The organism is Methylocapsa polymorpha, from assembly GCF_045689225.1.
In the GTDB taxonomy this organism is placed as follows: domain Bacteria; phylum Pseudomonadota; class Alphaproteobacteria; order Rhizobiales; family Beijerinckiaceae; genus Methylocapsa; species Methylocapsa polymorpha.
On sequence record NZ_CP136862.1, the window covers coordinates 1,747,573 to 1,763,486 of the forward strand.

A 15,914-nucleotide genomic window follows, 5' to 3' on the forward strand; every position below is an offset into this window, starting at 1 on the left:
GCCGATGGACCGCAGCGCCTTTCTCAAGCGACTTGCCGAATACGGCGGCCTTGCCCGCGATACGCTGCTTGAACATCTGCCTGACGGCGAGCCGCGGGCGCATCTTTACCAACCCATGCGCGAATTCTGCGCCCGCTCCGGCAAGGGGCTCCGGCCGGCCCTCCTTATCGCCACCTGCCGCGCGTTCGGTGGCCAACTCGAGGACGCCCTGACCTCCGCCGCCGCTCTCGAGCTTCTCCATAACGCTTTTCTCATCCACGACGACATCCAGGACCAAAGCGAAAGCCGGCGCGGAGTCCCGTGCCTCCACGCCGAGTTGGGAGCGCCTCTCGCCATCAACGCCGGCGATGCGATGATGGCGAGCGCGTTTCGCCTGCTTCGGCGCAACGTCGCCGATTTAGGCCCCGAAACCGCGTGGCGCGTGTTCGATGAGTTCGATCACCTGGTTGCGGAGTCCCTCGAAGGGCAGGCGATTGAGCTTGGCTGGATCCGGGACAATGATCTCTCGGTCGGTCCGTCAGACTATTTGCGGATGACGCTAAAGAAAACATGTTGGTACAGTTTCATCCACCCCTGCCGCATCGGCGCGTTGATCGCCCGTCCCGACGGCGTGCGCCTCGACGACTTCGATTCTTTTGGCTTCTTACTCGGCGCCGCGTTTCAGATCCGCGACGACGTGCTCAATCTGACCGGGTCGCGCGAGCGCTATGGCAAGGAGATATTCGGTGATATTTACGAAGGCAAACGGACCTTGATGCTAACTCGGCTCGCGGGCTTGGTCGATCAGTCGGATCGTGAGCGGCTGTCGCGTCTCCTCGCCCTGCCGCGAAGCCGACGCAGCGAAGCGGACGTCGCATGGGTATTTGGCGCGATGAAGCGGCACGACTGTGTCGCATACGCGCACAATGCGGCCGCCAGCCTTGTCGACGGCGCCCGGACCGCCTTTCATTCCGCGTTCGCCGAGGCTTCCGGCGAAGATAGGGACTTCGTCGCGCATTGCCTCGACTTCATGACCGAACGGGATGACTGAACGATGATGCGGTTGCCAGCCGCTTCAGCAAATTTCCGCTTGGAGCGGCGCCACGAAGGTCTCGTCGCCGGTCGCCGAAAGAGTTCCAACATAGAGACCCGGCCGCGCGTCGAGCGGCGCTACTATTGTCACTGTGATCTGGGCAGGCTCCGCGGGACGAAGCGTGACAGTCGACGGGCTGATCCAAATTGAATCGACGCCAATCCGGGAACCTGCCCCTACAAGGGCGCTCGCTGTGATGTTGATGGTTAGTGGAGAGGCGTACTCGTCGAGCGCCAGCTCTAGAACCATCGCGCCGCAGCCGCCGGGTTGGAGCGCGTCGCGCAAGCGGAACGGGGCCTCAATGGCCTGGCCCGTTTCGACAGCCAGGACGTTCTTGGCAAGCTGAAGTAAATCCGGCTCGTCAGCACTCCCTTCCGTCCGCTGTAACGTGCCCACTTCCATATATGGTCGACGAATAAAATACGGCACTCAGATCCCCAGTGTCAGTGTCGGATTAACGCTATGCCCCGTCCCGTTTGTGTTGGAATTGATTTTGGCGCGATCTCCGGGATGACGAGGTTACTCGATCATGCGGCCGGGTCAATGGTCTGATCGGATGGCCTTTCGATGAGGCTTTTGCAGCGGATCTGTCGCAAGCTGTACGGGACGGACGCCTGGGCTATGATCACTGGGAATGGATCCGGTAGGGCGGCGCGATGATCGAGTTCAAGGGCAGCCATTTGAACAGGAATCGGTCCTCTGGGGCGTGCGCTGGCGCATCGCCTGTCCGACGAGCTATCGGCAGCTCGAGGAAATGATGGAGGACCGCGGCGTGAAGGTCGACCACTCCACCCTCAATCGCCGGGTGATCAAGTACGCACCGTTACTTGAACAGCAATTTCGCGCCCACAAGCGCCCAGTCGGCTCCAGCTGGCGATTGGACGAGACCTATGTGAAGGTCAAGGGGGCCTGGAAATATTTGTATATGGCTTAGTCGGCGTCGACGAGGAGGCCCCGCATAAATATCCGCACCGCTTCGCGTATGCGGCGATCAAGCGTGTCGGGCTCCATCTGAACGCCGAGCAAGGCCATTCGCGAAATCCGGCCAAGCACAATGCTGAGGAACAGATCCGCGGCGAGCGCCATATCGTCCATCGCATAGCGATGCGCGGCGGAAAAGCGAACGAGAATTGTCTCGACGAGCCTGATCTGCCGGTTCAACCCTTCCTCGACGGCAAGCTTGCCGAGCTCCGGAAAACGCTCCCCCTGCGCCGCCAGAATGCGGCCCAAAGCGATTGACGAAGGCGCCACGCTGAGGTCGATAAACCGCCGCGCCAGTATCAAGAGCGTCTCCTCGAGGCTCTTGCCGTTGAGCCCCTTCGCGAATTCCGCCTCCAGCGGGCCATAGACCAAAAGAATGCGCCGGCGCAAAACGTCTGCGAATAACTGGCCCTTGTCGGCATAGCGCGCATAAAGCGTCGCCTTCCCAATCATCGCCGCCTCCGCCAGACGCTCCATCGACGTGGCGTCGAAGCCATGCTGCATGAACATTTCCGCCGCGATCTCAAGCAGCCGCTCGTCGCGCTGGGCCGCCGCAGCCTTGGTCGGGCGTCCGCATCGCGGATGCGCTTCGGCCGTCCGCCTCTCTGCGCGCGTCTGGTCAGAGGTGGTTTTCATCATGCTTTTCAAAATCCAGCTTGCCTAAAGCCGATCAAAAGTATAGAACGATACCGTTCCGTTTTATTATGGCAGATCCATGGACCCATCCGCAAGCTCTCTCAGCCGCCCCATATCCCCGTCGCGCGAGAATGACTCCGTCATCAGTGGCGAGGCCGTCCTTCGTCTGCGCCGGGACGCCCCCTTAATTCCCTCTTCCGAAAAGAACGATACAGCAGGACTTGCCGGAAAGGCGCCCCTCAAGCGATTCCTTCGCAGGCGAGGGTTTTTCGTCCTTGCGCTCCTGCTCGCGCTCGGAGCGGGCGGCCGCTTCGGCTGGCATTGGTGGACGGACGGACGCTTCGAGGAGACGACCGACAACGCCTTCCTGCAGGCCGACAAGGTTGTGGTGGCGCCGAAGGTCGGCGGCTTTGTCTCTGAGGTTTTCGTCGCCGACAATCAGCCGGTGAAAGCGGGTCAGGTTCTCGCACGAATCGACGAGCGCGATTATCGGGTCGCTCTTCTGCAATCTCAGGCCGACCTCGACAAGTCGCGCGCCAGTCTGGAGGGCGTCGCGTCCGCGCTGATTCAGCAGCAGGCGAAGATCGAGGAAGCCAAGGCGGATGTCGCCACAGTCACAGCGGCTCTCGACTTCGCGACGGAAGAACAGACGCGCTACGGCTCCCTTCTGCAAAAAGGCGCGGGGACGGTGCAGAGATCGCATCAGGCGACCTCCGATCTTCTGCAGAAGCAGGCGGCGCTCGACAAGGCGAAGGCCGCTTATGACGCCGCCCAGAAACAAACCGAAGGCCTGCGCTCGCTCGAGGCCGCGGCGCGCGCCAGCCTGCAGCGGTCCGAGATCAATCTCGAACAGGCAAAGCTCAATCTCGAATATACGACGATCATCGCCCCGATCGACGGCGTCGTCGGCGACCGATCGCTGCGCAAGGGGCAGCTCGTTCAGCCGGGCTCGAATCTCCTGACCCTTGTGCCGATGGGCGACGCGATCTATCTGATCGCCAATTTCAAGGAGACCCAGGTCGGCGCAATGGCCGAAGGACAGGCTGTGACCTTCATCGTCGACGCCTTCGGCGATCATGTCTTTCACGGCCGCATCGACAGCTTCGCGCCGGGAACCGGCGCGCAATTCGCGTTGCTGCCGCCGGAAAACGCCACCGGCAATTTCACCAAGATCGTCCAGCGCGTGCCTGTCAAAATCGTTCTCGGCGACGGCGACCCTCTGATCCAACGGCTGCGGCCTGGTCTCTCGGCCGAGGCGATGGTCGACACGCGAGACCAAGGCGAACCCAGCCCCTCGAAGACGATCATGCTCGGCGCCTTGAAGGCTGAAGATGCAAGGCGCTAAGGAAAAGGCCGGCCTCGGCGACTGGCTGGCGGTCGCGGGCGCCATTCTCGGCGCCTTCACCGCAATCCTCGACATCCAGATCACCAATTCTTCGCTGGCCAATATTGAAGGCGCGATCGGCGCGTCGGCGGAGCAAGGCAGCTGGATCTCGACCGCTTATCTGATGGCTGAGATCATCGTGATTCCGCTCACCGGCTGGCTTGGATCGATCTTTGGCCTTCGGCGTTATCTTTCGGTCAACACGGGACTCTTCATCGGCTTCTCGATCGCCTGCGCGCTTTCGACTTCGCTGACGCAGCTGATCATCTTTCGCGCCGGCCAGGGCTTCACCGGCGGCGTCCTCATACCAACCGCCATCACCATTGTCCGCACCCGCCTGCCGAAGTCGCAGCAAGGCTTGGGCATCACCTTTTTCGGTCTGACGGCGACATTTGCTCCCGCCATCGGCCCGACGGTCGGCGGCTGGCTGACGGATAATTTCTCCTGGCATTACATCTTCTATCTGAACCTCATTCCGGGTCCGATCGCCGCCATCATCCAGCTCACCGCCTTGCCGAAACAGGCGATCCGGTGGGCGGAGTTGCCGAAAGGCGACTGGCTCGGAATCGGAGCGATGGCGATCGGCCTCTCCAGCCTGACCTTCGTGCTCGAGGAAGGGCAGCGGAAGGAATGGTTCGAGTCGACCGTAATCAGCCGATTGTCCATCATCGCCGCGGTCGGCATTTTCTGCTTCATCCTGCGCGAGCTGACGGCGGCGAAGCCCTTCATCAATCTACGCGTGCTCGGCAATCCGACGATCGGCGCCTCCTGCGCGCTGATGACGGTGCTTGGCGCAGTTTCGCTCGGCTCGACCTATGTGATCCCGCTCTATTGCGCGCAAATCCAGGGCTATAACGCCGAGCAGATCGGCTATGTCGTGATGTGGAGCGGCCTGCCGCAGCTCGTCCTGTTTCCGGCCATGCCGTTCCTGATGAAGAGATTCGATCCGCGCATCCTCGTCGTCGTTGGCACTCTGCTTTTTGCATCGAGCTGCTTCATGAACGTGAACCTGACGCATGACGTCGGCATGGACCAATTGATCCTGCCGCAGCTTCTGCGCGCCGCCGGCCAACCGTTGTTCTCCATCCCATTGTCGCAGCTCTCGACCGCCAATCTTCCCCCGCGCGATACGGCCGACGCTTCGGCCCTGTCGAACATGATGCGCAACCTCGGTGGATCGGTGGGCATCGCGCTGCTTTCGACAGTCATCGAGCGGCGCGAACAGTTTCACTTCTCGATCCTCGCCGAAGCGATGACGCAAAACGCCCTGCGAACGCAGGAGCGGATCGCCATGCTGATGGCCGGAGCGCGGGGCGCGATCGCCGATCCCATCGTCGCCAAAGCGCAGGCGTTAATGTCGATCGCCGCCGGGGTTCGGCGAGAGGCCTATGTGTCGGCCTATTCCGACGCGTTTTGGATCGTCGGCGTCGGGCTGATCATCAGCCTTAGCGCGATCGTCCTTCTGCGAAAGCCGAGGCCGTCCAGTGGTCCGGTCGAAGCGCATTAGCGATCCCGCGCCTATTGCAGGCGCATGAGGATGGCTTGTTCGCCGCGCCGTCCAGATCGCCCGAGGGCTTCGGCGCCAGGGCCGTAAGGATCATCTGAGATCCTCCCCCTCATTCAATCATAAAGCGCCAAGGATGTTGCACGTGAGGCGACGTCGCAGGCGCTCGGAAGCAGCTTCCAGGCTCCGCTCCTATCCGATTGTTCTCCCCAGGGAGGCGAGGGTCTCCGTCGACCGATCCGCGGGAAGACCGTGACATTTTTGCACATGTCGCTTTGAAATTGCTGACCAGCTCCCGATATTAACTTGATTCTATCTATCGATTTTATAGGCTGTTCTAAGCAACGTTGTTCGCACCAATTTCAGGCAGCAGCCTTCTCCAATAGTTTGACGAAAAACTCCAACCGGCGGCTGCGCCAACACAAGGAATGCAATGCAAATTCATCAACGAACAGCGTCGCCCGCCAAGCGCGGCGCGGCGGCTCTTCAAATTTGCCTCAGCCTCACCGTCTGCGCCGACGCTTCGGCGCCAACACCCAAAACCTTGGAGAACGCGCAATATTGAAAAGACTTCTATTGGCCTCGGCCGGAGCGGCCGCTCTCGCCGGGTCGGCGCTCGCCGCAGACCTTCCGGCCGTAGCGCTTCCGCCTCCGCCTGTCATCTGGGCGGGCCCCTACGTCGGCGGCCAGGTCGGCTACGCGTGGGGAGAAGACTCCGGCGATGTATTTCTGGCCGGCCCGCTTGGCGCGTTAGCCATTACGCCGATCACTGTCTCGAGTTCGTCCGTGACGCAGGGTTTCCTAGGCGGCGGCCATGTCGGATATAATTGGCAAATAAATCGATTCGTTCTTGGCTTCGAGGGGCAGATCGACGCCGCGACCTTCAACAAAACAACCCAGCCGCTGTTTGCTCCACCGTATAATGTGACGACCACCTCCCCGGTTCAAGGCGCTTATGTCGCGCGCCTCGGATATACCTTTGACCGCACGCTCGTCTATGCGGTGGGTGGCGCTGAATATGCCTGGGTGCGCAACTATTATAACATCCTTGGCAGTAGCCGCAGCTTTTCTTACGCCACGCTCGGCTGGACATTCGGCGGCGGCCTGGAATATGCCTTGGACCCTAACTGGTCGGTGCGGGCCGAATATCGCTACACGAATTTCGGCAGCTTCCGTGACGGCCCGATCTACTATCCAAACGCCTATCAAACCCATGGCTGGAGAGAAAATCAGGTCCAGATCGGCTTCAGCTATAGGTGGCCACCTGTTGCGCCCGTCGCGGTGGTCGCCAAATATTGAGCCGCGTGGCCATTCGGCTTGTTGTGTTGAAGCGCCATAAGCCGAGACTGTTTTGAATTGCGTCGACACGGCCTCGGCCTTTTCTGCGCCAGAAGCTGAAAGGGCGCCGGCGCACAACTTTCGCACTCAAGGAAACAAAAAGCCGGACGTAGAGCGCTATCCAGCGTATGATCTCCCGGTCAAATCTTTCCAGGCGCCTGAGCGGCCTTCTACCGCTTTCCCCTCCCCAACAGCTGCAATGGACTGAAGCTCTCCGCGGACGGGCACGCCTGACCTCGCCGCACCCGCGCAACAACGCCTTTGAGATCGACGCGGTCTGCCGCCATCGCGGCGCTGTTGGAGAGCCGCCAGCCCTCGATCAGCCCGAAGATGGCTGGAATGACGACGAGGGTCAGGATGGTCGAGGACATCATCCCGCCGATCATGGGAACGGCAATTCTTTGCATGACCTCGGAGCCCGCGCCCGCGCTCCAAAGGATGGGGACGAGGCCCGCCATGATCGCGACCACAGTCATCATCTTCGGGCGCACTCGCTCGACTGCGCCGAGCATGATCGCCTCCGTGACGTCCGCCTGGGTGAAGGGCCGGCCGGTCGCCAGCCGCTCGGCTTTGAGCTCCTTCATCGCCTGATTGAGATAGATCAGCATCACGACGCCGGTCTCCGCCGCGACGCCCGCAAGCGCGATAAATCCGACCGCCACCGCGACCGACATGTTGAAGCCCTGCTGCCACATGAGCCAGATCCCGCCAACCAAGGCGAAAGGCAGGGAGAGCATCACAATGAGCGTCTCCGTGAGCGTCCGGAAGTTGAGATAGAGCAGCAGGAAGATGATGAGCAATGTCACCGGCACGACGATTCTTAGCCGCGCCTCCGCCCGCTGCAGATATTCGTACTGCCCGCTCCAGCCAATGGAATAGCCTGGCGGCGGTGCGACGGATTTCGCCACCGCCTCCTGGGCCTCGGCGACATAGCCGCCGAGATCGCGATCCTTGATGTCGACAAAGATATAGACGGCGAGCTGGCCGTTTTCGGTGCGGATCGAAGTCGCGCCGCGGGCGAGCTTGACGCTGGCGACTTCGCCGAGCGGCACGGTTCCTCCATTCGGCAGCGGGACCTCGATCTCGTCGGCGATCGCCTGCGTAGTGCTGCGCAATTCGCGCGGATAGCGGATATTGACGCTATATCTTTCCCGGCCTTCCACGGTCATGGCGACCGACTCGCCGCCGAGGGCGCTGGCGACCACATCCTGCACGTCGCCGACGGCGAGGCCATAGCGGCCGAGCGCCTCGCGATCCGGCGAAATGTCGAGGAAATAGCCGCCGTTCACCCGCTCGGCGTAAGCGCTCGCCGTGCCCGGCAGTCGTTTCAAGACGGCCTCAACCTCGCGCGCGATCTTTTCCATCTGAACGAGATCGGCGCCGAATATCTTGACCCCGACCGGCGTGCGGACGCCCGTCGAGAGCATGTCGATGCGAGCGCGGATCGGCATGGTCCAGGCGTTCGAGATCCCCGGGAATTGCAGCGCTCTGTCCATCTCCGCTTTGAGGCTCTCGATCGTGACGCCGGGCCGCCAGGCGGCCTTCGGCTTTAGATTGATGATCGTCTCGAACATTTCGGTCGGCGCCGAGTCGGTCGCCGTGAGCGCTCGACCGGCCTTGCCATAGACCGATTCGACCTCGGGAAAGGATTTGATGATCCTGTCCTGGATTTGGAGCAGCTCCGTCGCCTTGGTGACGGAGAGCCCCGGCAATGTCGTCGGCATATACAAGAGCGCGCCTTCGTCGAGGCTCGGCATGAACTCGCTGCCGATCCGACTCGCCGGCCATAGGCTCGCGCCGACGATAGCCAGCGCGGCGACGATGGTGAGGCCCTTCGCGCTCAACACGCCTCGAATGACAGGCCGGTAGATGGCGATCAGCAACCGGTTTATCGGGTTCTTGCGCTCCGGAACGATCTTTCCGCGAACGAAAATGACCATGAGCGCTGGGACCAATGTAACCGAAAGCAGCGCCGCGGCCGCCATAGCGAAAGTCTTGGTGAAGGCGAGCGGGCCGAAGAGCCGGCCTTCCTGTGATTCAAGCGTGAAGATCGGCAGGAAGGAGACAGTGATGACGAGGAGGCTGAAGAACAAGGCGGGACCGACTTCGACCGCGGCTTCGACCAGGATTTCGACTCGCGGCTTGTCCTTTGGCGCCCGTTCGAGATGTTTATGCGCATTCTCGATCATGACGATGGCGGCGTCGATCATTGCGCCGACCGCGATGGCGATGCCGCCGAGGCTCATGATATTGGAGCCAAGGCCGATCGACCGCATAGCCGCGAAGGCGAGCAGGATCCCGACCGGCAGCATGAGAATCGCCACCAGCGCGCTGCGCAGATGGAGCAGAAAGACGACGCAGACCAAAGCGACGATCAGGCTTTCCTCGACAAGCGCGCTGCGGAGCGTTTCGATCGCCGCCTCGATGAGGCGGGAGCGATCATAGACCGGAACGATCTCGGCGCCTTTCGGCAGGCTGGCCGCAATCGCTGCGAGCCGCGCCTTGACGTTCTCGATGACGGTAAGCGCATTGGCGCCGAACCGTTGCATCGCAATGCCGCCTACGACCTCGCCCTCGCCATTGAGCTCTGTGATGCCGCGCCGCTCGTCCGGCCCGATTTCCACGCGCGCGACATCCTTGAGGCGCAAAGGCGCGCCTCGATCGGTTTTGAGGACGATATCCTCTATGTCCACGACGCTTTTCAAATAGCCTCGGCCGCGGATCATGAATTCGAATTCGGAGAGCTCGACCGTGCGTCCGCCGACATCCATGTTGCTGGCGCGCACCGCGTCGCGGAGCCTCGACAGCGCAATCCCTTGCGCGCGAAGCCGAAGCGGATCGACCACAATGTTGTATTGCTTGACGAAGCCGCCGACGCTCGCGACCTCCGCCACGCCTTCGGCCTTGGACGCCGCGTAGCGCACGACCCAGTCTTGCAGCGACCGCAGCTCCGCCAAGGTCATGTCTTTCGCCACGAGGGCGTATTGGTAGACCCATCCAACGCCGGTTGCGTCCGGCCCGAGGCTCGGAGTGACGCCGGGCGGCAGGCGTTGCGCCGCCGCGTTCAAATATTCGAGCACGCGGCTGCGCGCCCAATAAGGGTCCACGCCGTCCTCGAAAATGACATAGACGAAAGATGCGCCGAAGAACGAAAAGCCGCGGACGACCTTGGAGCGTGGCACGGTCAACATGGCGTTCGTCAAGGGAAAGGTCACCTGGTCCTCGACCACTTGCGGCGCCTGACCCGGATAGGTCGTATAAACAATGACCTGAAGGTCCGAGAGATCCGGTATGGCGTCGAGCGGCAGAGTGCGCAGAGCATAAAGACCGGCCGCGACGGCGAAAGCCGTCCCGACGAAAATCAGGACAAGGTTGCGGGCGGACCAGCGGATAAGCCTTGCGATCATGGCGCGGCCTCCGCCGCGGCCATGCCGCTGAGCGCGGCCTTGAGATTGCTTTCGGCGTCGATCAGGAAATTCGCCGCGACAACCACTTTATCGCCGCTCTCCAGGCCCTCTCGAATTTCGGTGAGACCCGCGCCGCGGAGTCCAACCTTCACTTCCCTCGGCTCGAAACGGCCGTCCCCCTTATCGACGATGACGATCTGGCGCAGGCCAGTGTCGATCAAGGCGCTGTCGGGCGCGGCGACCACGGGCTCGGGCCGCCCTGTCGCGATCTCGACTTCGGCGTACATGTCCGGCAGCAGGAGCCCGTCCGGATTGGCGATCTCGACGCGGACGCGGGCGCTGCGCGTCGCGCTGTTGACCTGCGGATAGATGAGGCCGACGCGCCCGCCGAAGGCCCGGTCCGGCAGGCTCCGGACCCGAATCTGAGCCGGGGCGCCGATCCTGACCAAATTCAATTCATGCTCGGGCACGTCGGCGAGGACCCAGATCGTCGAAATATCCGCGATGCGGAAAAGCGCGTCGCCTGCGGCGGCCTTCATGCCCTCGACGGCGTTGCGCTCCAGCACGATTCCGTCACGCGGGGCGATCCAGGCGAGCGAGTAAGCAAGCTTGTGCGAGCGCTCCATATCCGCGATCGCTTCCGCCGGAACATTCAGATTTTCGAGTCGGCGCCTGGCGCTTTCCGACCCGATGTTTGCGATGAACTGAGTCGATGCGGCCAGAATTTCCGGCGAGTGGAGGCGCATCAGCGCCTGCCCTTTGCGGACCCGATCTCCAGTCGTGACATTTTCGATTTGTTCGATGAAGGAGTCGGACCTTGTGGACACCAGCGAAACGCGCCGTTCGTCGAGTTGCACAGAGCCCGGCGCGCGCAAAGGCCGAGAGACCACGTGTTTGGCGATGATTTCAGAGCGCACCCCGCTGCGCTGCAGCTTGCCGGGCGAGAGCTTGATGACGGAGCCGTCGTCGTCCTCGCCGTCGAAGACAGGAATGTAATCCATTCCCATCGAGTCCTGCTTGGGCGTCGGTGAGGTATCCGGAAGGCCCATTGGATTGCGGTAAAAAACTATGCGCCTTTCGCTATTGCCGGCCGTTTTCGGCGAGTCCGCTCTGCTCGCCTTATCGGGCGAGTTGGACGCGCCAAGCCGCTCGACGCCATGACGGCCGGCCCAATAGCCGCCGGCTCCCGCCGCCAAGACTGCGGCTAAGCAAAGCGCTCCAGCTTTGCCGGCATCTGGGTAAATCCTAAACGCATCGATTCTGTTTTGGAAAAGCAATCTCAATCGTGACGTCAGCCGCGCGAGCCTGCTTGGGGGGAGCCTCGTCTCGGCGGTTTTGTTCATGGCCAAGCTTCCCTATGCGTTGTTTAGGCTGAGGGCGGGTCGCGCCTGATCCGCGCCAATGACCCTCGCTATCGCGGACGGCGCCGGCGCGACCCATCGAGCGTCATTCGCAGGCGGCCATAACTATATTAAATCTATAGGATTATAGTCAACTGCTTCGGTCTGGCGCGTCCGCGTTCTAAGCGAAGGCGACGATCTCAGCGGCGCGTAGGGGGCAAATTATCCGGATTTCGGCGCTGGCGCTCGATTTATCGTGTGGCAAAATTAACACGCATCGCCAGTTCCTGCTCCAATTGCAGCCCAGATATTCAGTAACCGAAAAGCCAATATCTAAAAAAATCAGGATGATAACGTAGAGATTTTTTAGCGGAGGCCGCAGCCCCTTCCGGCCGCTCCTATTGACTCTCCAGCCTGCCCTTCCATAGCTAGGCATTATGTCTATCGACTCTATAGACTAGATCGAAATACTAGGAATATGCCGAGGCCAGCGCATGCTCCCATCCCGGGTCGCGCAAGGCCCAGCGCAGCGTGAAATCAAGAAAACAAAAAAGCAGGGGTAAGAGGGCTATGGCCGGAAAGTCTAAGCAATTCAGAAGATGGTTGTTGTCGGGGGCTTCATTGGCGCCTTACGCGCTGGGCGTCGCATTCGGCTCCCCAACATATCAAGCGCGCGCCCAAGACGCCCCGGCGATCGAAGGCACGGTCGCGGATGTTGTGGTGAGCGACGACGCGATGGGCAACGACCAGAGTCCCGGCGAGAAGCTGATGGACGAGGTAATGACGAAACGCCCGCGCTCGGGCGACGTCGTCACCGGCGCCACGATCCAGGAACAGCAGATCAAGACGCTGAACGAAGTGTCGCAACTCGTGCCGAACTACAGGCCGAACACCACCACGCCGCGCCAGTCGCGCATGGCCATTCGCGGCATTGGCGTCGGCGGCTCCGGCGGCACGGGCTCCGCCTCGTCCACGGGCTATTACGTCGATAATGTGTACTGGGGTTTTGCCGGCTTCACTTTCGGCGACCTCGTCGACCTGGACGCTTTCGAGATCCAGCTCGGACCGACCGGCACCGACGGCGGCAAGAACACCAATGTCGGCGCCATCCGCTTCCACACCGCGCCGCCCTCCTTCACTCAGTCGACCACGCTGGAGACGAGCTTCGCCAGCTACAACACTTTCACCGAAAAGATCGTCTCGACCGGGCCGCTGATCGACGGTCACCTCGCTTATCGCGTCACCCTTTACGGCGACCACGGCGCCGGCTGGATTCAAAATTACGGGAGCGCCGGCGGCACCGTGATGGACACCAATCGCGGCGGCGCGAGAGTCCAGTTGCTTGGGGTGGGCGAGGGCGTTACGGACCGCCTGATTTTCAGCTTCACGGGCGCGAACGAACACGATGACTATCTGACGGGCACGATCGGCGACACCAGCCTCAAATACAACAATGGCGTGCTGTCCACGGGGCAGACCTTCTTCCAGCGGGTCGCTGCGAGGCTCGGCAGGCCGGTGCTGACGACCGACCCCTATGCGCCCTATCTCGCGCGCAATGGACGCAATCCCCTGCAGATCTACCAGTTGTCGAACGAGGCTAATATTCAGTGGGGCGAGAACACCTTCACCTCGATAACCGCCGGCGGCTATGGCAGTTGGCAAAACCTTGGCTTCTCTGACAACCAAAATCTTCAATATGGCTTCGGCACCGGCGACATGGACACCTATGGCGGCCAGTTCTCGCAGGAGTTCCGCCTGTCCTCGCCGAAGGGCCAGCAGTTCGAATGGACGGTCGGCCTTTACTCGTTCTACGAGAACCTCTGGGACAAGATGCACCACGGCACCGCGGGCACGGACACCGCGGCTTTTTATGGCCAGCCGGCGTTGCTCGCCGGCGCGGTGAACAAATGGTGGAACCACGCGAAGGACTTCCAGATCGCGGCCTATGCCCAGGGAACCTGGCATTTCGATGAGCATCTGGCCGTCACCGCCGGTGTCCGCGACGCCTATGAGATACGCTACGGCTCATCGACCTATATTCCCCAATGCGTGACCGGCGCGATATACACCTGCGCGCAGCAGGCTGCCGCGATGAGGGCCGTCGGCTATTACGGCTACGCCGATTCGGGCGGCTTCACCAACTATCACAACGGCGAGGTCGGCATCGTCAACCCGCAATACAAGTTTAATGATAATCTTATGGTCTACGGGCTTTTTGGCTATGGCGACAAATCGCCTTCCGTGAACACGCAGGCTACCCCGGTCTTTGACTCGACCCGCGTCAACATTGTCAGTTTTGCGCCGCTGTTCACGAAGCCGGAGACCTCGTTGGATTATGAAATCGGCTTCAAGGCGACGACGCCCGACATGAGGCTCATTTCCAACGTCAATTTCTACTGGAACGACATTTATAATTACCAGACTACCGCCACGAAAGTGCTCCAGGTGGGCGGCACGCAGGTCCTCCAGAGCTATCTCGGCAACGTGCCGCATGTTCGGCTGAATGGCATCGAGTTCGTCAATCGCTGGGAACCCATAGACCATCTCGCTTTCCACGTCACCGGCGCCTATACGGGATTTCGCTACATCACTTACCCGGATGCGCCGGCGCCGGCCGATTATGCGGTGTCGAGCAGTTCAACGGCGTCGCGCTCTAACACCCGAGTCGAGGGCATTCCATGGTGGAGCGTCGCGGGCGGCGTCACATATGATCAACCGCTCGGATTGACGCTGAATCAGCTTGGCGACTGGGCAAGCTACCTCGGACCCGAACTGCGGGCGGCCCCGCTCTCCTGGTTCTCCTACGGCGATTTCGACTGGCAAAACAAGACGCAGCTCTCGAGCCCGCTCGCATACACCCAGTACTGGCAGCCGGCGTTCACGATCGTCAATCTCGGAATCGGCGTGCGCACGGACGACAAGAAATACAGCCTGACTTTCTGGGCGAAGAACATTTTCAACGCGCGGCCCTACACCTCCTGGGCCGTGGGCTCGAGCACGGCCCCGACGACCGTCGGCATCGCGACGTATGGGCCCCGCGTGATCGGCGGAACGCTGTTCGTCACCCTCTGACACAGGCCCTGATGCGCAGGGCGGATTCGCATCGTGGACCACATTTTCTCGCACCATTCCGCTGTAAAAAATGGAAACAGTCCCCCTGAAAGGAGATACCTTATGATTCGTCACCTGCTTCTCGCCACGGTCGGCGCCGCCATGATGGCGAGCTCGGCCCTTGCGGCCGACCTTCCGTCGCCTGCGCCGCCGCCGGCCTATGTCCCTCCGCACTTCACCTGGACCGGCGTTTATGCTGGTGGCCAGATCGGCTGGGCTCAAGCCAACAATAACGGCTCGATCGGTTACGGTCCGCATTACGCCAGCTATGGCTACGAGAGCGACGGCGTTATCGGCGGCGCGCATGTCGGCTATAATCTGCAGGTCAACCAGTTTGTCGTCGGCCTCGAAGGCTCGGTTGACGGTCTCAACCTCAACAAATCGCTCTCGACCAATGTCGGGCTCCTGCCGGTCAACTACGCGCAGAGCTCGCATGTTCAGGGCTCGATCCGCGCGCGTCTCGGCGTCGTGGGGTCAGAGCGTTGGCTCCTTTACGCCACCGGTGGCGTCGCGTTCGCCAGCATAAACGCCGACCTTGCATCGCCTTACAGCTATGACGCGACGGCGAACACACGTGTCGGCTGGACGCTCGGCGGCGGCCTCGAATACGCCATTGCCCCCAATTGGTCGGTCCGCGTCGAATATCGTTATTCCGACTTCCACGGACGGACCTTCAATCCAACGTCCCTCAGCTACGCTATCGCGCCCGGAGCCTTTGTGAATCGCCGCCTTACGGAGAATCAGGTACAGGCGGGCTTCAGCTACAAATTCGACCTTGCGGCTCCGGCCCCTGTCGTCGCCAAATATTAAGCCAACAGGCCCAAACTTCTACTTTTAAGGAGCCACCAACGGTAAGGCCCCGCCCGTCGGCGGGGGCGACCCCACCGACACCGGCGGCCAGACAAACTACCGCAATGGGGTAGTGTGAATCGTCAACCTGCAATACAAATTCAACGAAAATATTCGCCTTCAGCTATAAATTCGGCCTTGCGCCGCCGCTTACGCCGGTTGTCGCCAAATTTTGAGCTTGAATTGACGTGCTGATTGGCCATTCGGCTTGCAGCTTTCCGGCTCCGAGCCGGAGTCCGGGGGGCGGAGCATTGATTTTGTGACCCATAATCCCCTTATCTATGGCGTTGGA

10 protein-coding genes and 1 pseudogene are annotated in these 15,914 nt (G+C 61.3%); 7 read left to right on the top strand and 4 right to left on the bottom strand.

What is annotated here, in order from left to right; translation table 11 throughout:
• Positions 1–4 precede the first annotated feature (4 nt).
• Positions 5–1,030: a polyprenyl synthetase family protein gene (locus RZS28_RS08095; protein ID WP_407340807.1), complete on the top strand. Its 1,026-nt coding sequence runs from the start codon at positions 5–7 to the stop codon at positions 1,028–1,030.
• A gap of 24 nt (positions 1,031–1,054) precedes the next feature.
• Here the strand turns inward: RZS28_RS08095 and RZS28_RS08100 are convergent, their stop codons facing one another.
• Entirely contained in the window at positions 1,055–1,474 is a 420-nt protein-coding gene (locus RZS28_RS08100) for a hypothetical protein (RefSeq protein ID WP_407340808.1), read from the bottom strand.
• A gap of 304 nt (positions 1,475–1,778) precedes the next feature.
• Here RZS28_RS08100 and RZS28_RS08105 point away from each other — a divergent pair.
• A pseudogene (locus RZS28_RS08105) lies at positions 1,779–2,003 on the top strand (DDE-type integrase/transposase/recombinase); the annotation flags it as partial.
• Here the strand turns inward: RZS28_RS08105 and RZS28_RS08110 are convergent.
• Positions 2,003–2,692, bottom strand: a complete 690-nt coding sequence (locus RZS28_RS08110) for a TetR/AcrR family transcriptional regulator (RefSeq protein ID WP_407340809.1) — start codon at positions 2,690–2,692, stop codon at positions 2,003–2,005. The pseudogene RZS28_RS08105 and the gene RZS28_RS08110 sit on opposite strands and share 1 nt — an antisense overlap.
• Positions 2,693–2,768: 76 nt before the next feature.
• On the opposite strand from RZS28_RS08110, the gene RZS28_RS08115 reads away from it, so the two are divergent.
• The 3 genes from RZS28_RS08115 to RZS28_RS08125 all read left to right on the top strand — a co-directional run bounded on the left by RZS28_RS08115 (position 2,769) and on the right by RZS28_RS08125 (position 6,876).
• Positions 2,769–4,034, top strand: coding sequence for an HlyD family secretion protein (locus tag RZS28_RS08115; RefSeq protein WP_407340810.1), 1,266 nt, complete (start codon positions 2,769–2,771; stop codon positions 4,032–4,034).
• Positions 4,021–5,580, top strand: a complete 1,560-nt coding sequence (locus RZS28_RS08120) for an MDR family MFS transporter (protein WP_407340811.1) — start codon at positions 4,021–4,023, stop codon at positions 5,578–5,580. Before RZS28_RS08115 ends, RZS28_RS08120 begins: the two co-directional genes overlap by 14 nt.
• A gap of 558 nt (positions 5,581–6,138) precedes the next feature.
• Positions 6,139–6,876: an outer membrane protein gene (locus tag RZS28_RS08125; RefSeq protein ID WP_407340812.1), complete on the top strand. Its 738-nt coding sequence runs from the start codon at positions 6,139–6,141 to the stop codon at positions 6,874–6,876.
• A 209-nt stretch (positions 6,877–7,085) separates the two neighbouring features.
• On the opposite strand, the gene RZS28_RS08130 is transcribed toward RZS28_RS08125, so the two are convergent.
• Positions 7,086–10,322, bottom strand: coding sequence for an efflux RND transporter permease subunit (locus RZS28_RS08130; protein ID WP_407340813.1), 3,237 nt, complete (start codon positions 10,320–10,322; stop codon positions 7,086–7,088).
• A complete protein-coding gene (locus tag RZS28_RS08135) occupies positions 10,319–11,518 on the bottom strand; it encodes an efflux RND transporter periplasmic adaptor subunit (protein ID WP_407341076.1) in 1,200 nt (399 codons plus the stop codon). Before RZS28_RS08135 ends, RZS28_RS08130 begins: the two co-directional genes overlap by 4 nt.
• Before the next feature lie 765 nt (positions 11,519–12,283).
• On the opposite strand from RZS28_RS08135, the gene RZS28_RS08140 reads away from it, so the two are divergent.
• Both RZS28_RS08140 and RZS28_RS08145 read left to right on the top strand, forming a co-directional pair.
• Complete coding sequence (locus tag RZS28_RS08140; RefSeq protein WP_407340814.1) at positions 12,284–14,734, top strand: TonB-dependent receptor; 2,451 nt, start codon at positions 12,284–12,286, stop codon at positions 14,732–14,734.
• Positions 14,735–14,836: 102 nt separating this feature from the next.
• Entirely contained in the window at positions 14,837–15,583 is a 747-nt protein-coding gene (locus RZS28_RS08145; protein WP_407340815.1) for an outer membrane protein, read from the top strand.
• The last annotated feature ends 331 nt before the right edge of the window (positions 15,584–15,914 follow it).

Bases quoted from the DNA above. Each gene is read 5' to 3' on its own strand.
- RZS28_RS08095 (WP_407340807.1), top strand. From the start codon at position 5: ATGGACCGCAGCGCCTTTCTCAAGCGACTTGCCGAATACGGCGGCCTT.
- RZS28_RS08100 (WP_407340808.1), bottom strand. From the start codon at position 1,474: ATGGAAGTGGGCACGTTACAGCGGACGGAAGGGAGTGCTGACGAGCCG.
- RZS28_RS08110 (WP_407340809.1), bottom strand. From the start codon at position 2,692: ATGATGAAAACCACCTCTGACCAGACGCGCGCAGAGAGGCGGACGGCC.
- RZS28_RS08115 (WP_407340810.1), top strand. From the start codon at position 2,769: ATGGACCCATCCGCAAGCTCTCTCAGCCGCCCCATATCCCCGTCGCGC.
- RZS28_RS08120 (WP_407340811.1), top strand. From the start codon at position 4,021: ATGCAAGGCGCTAAGGAAAAGGCCGGCCTCGGCGACTGGCTGGCGGTC.
- RZS28_RS08130 (WP_407340813.1), bottom strand. From the start codon at position 10,322: ATGATCGCAAGGCTTATCCGCTGGTCCGCCCGCAACCTTGTCCTGATT.
- RZS28_RS08145 (WP_407340815.1), top strand. From the start codon at position 14,837: ATGATTCGTCACCTGCTTCTCGCCACGGTCGGCGCCGCCATGATGGCG.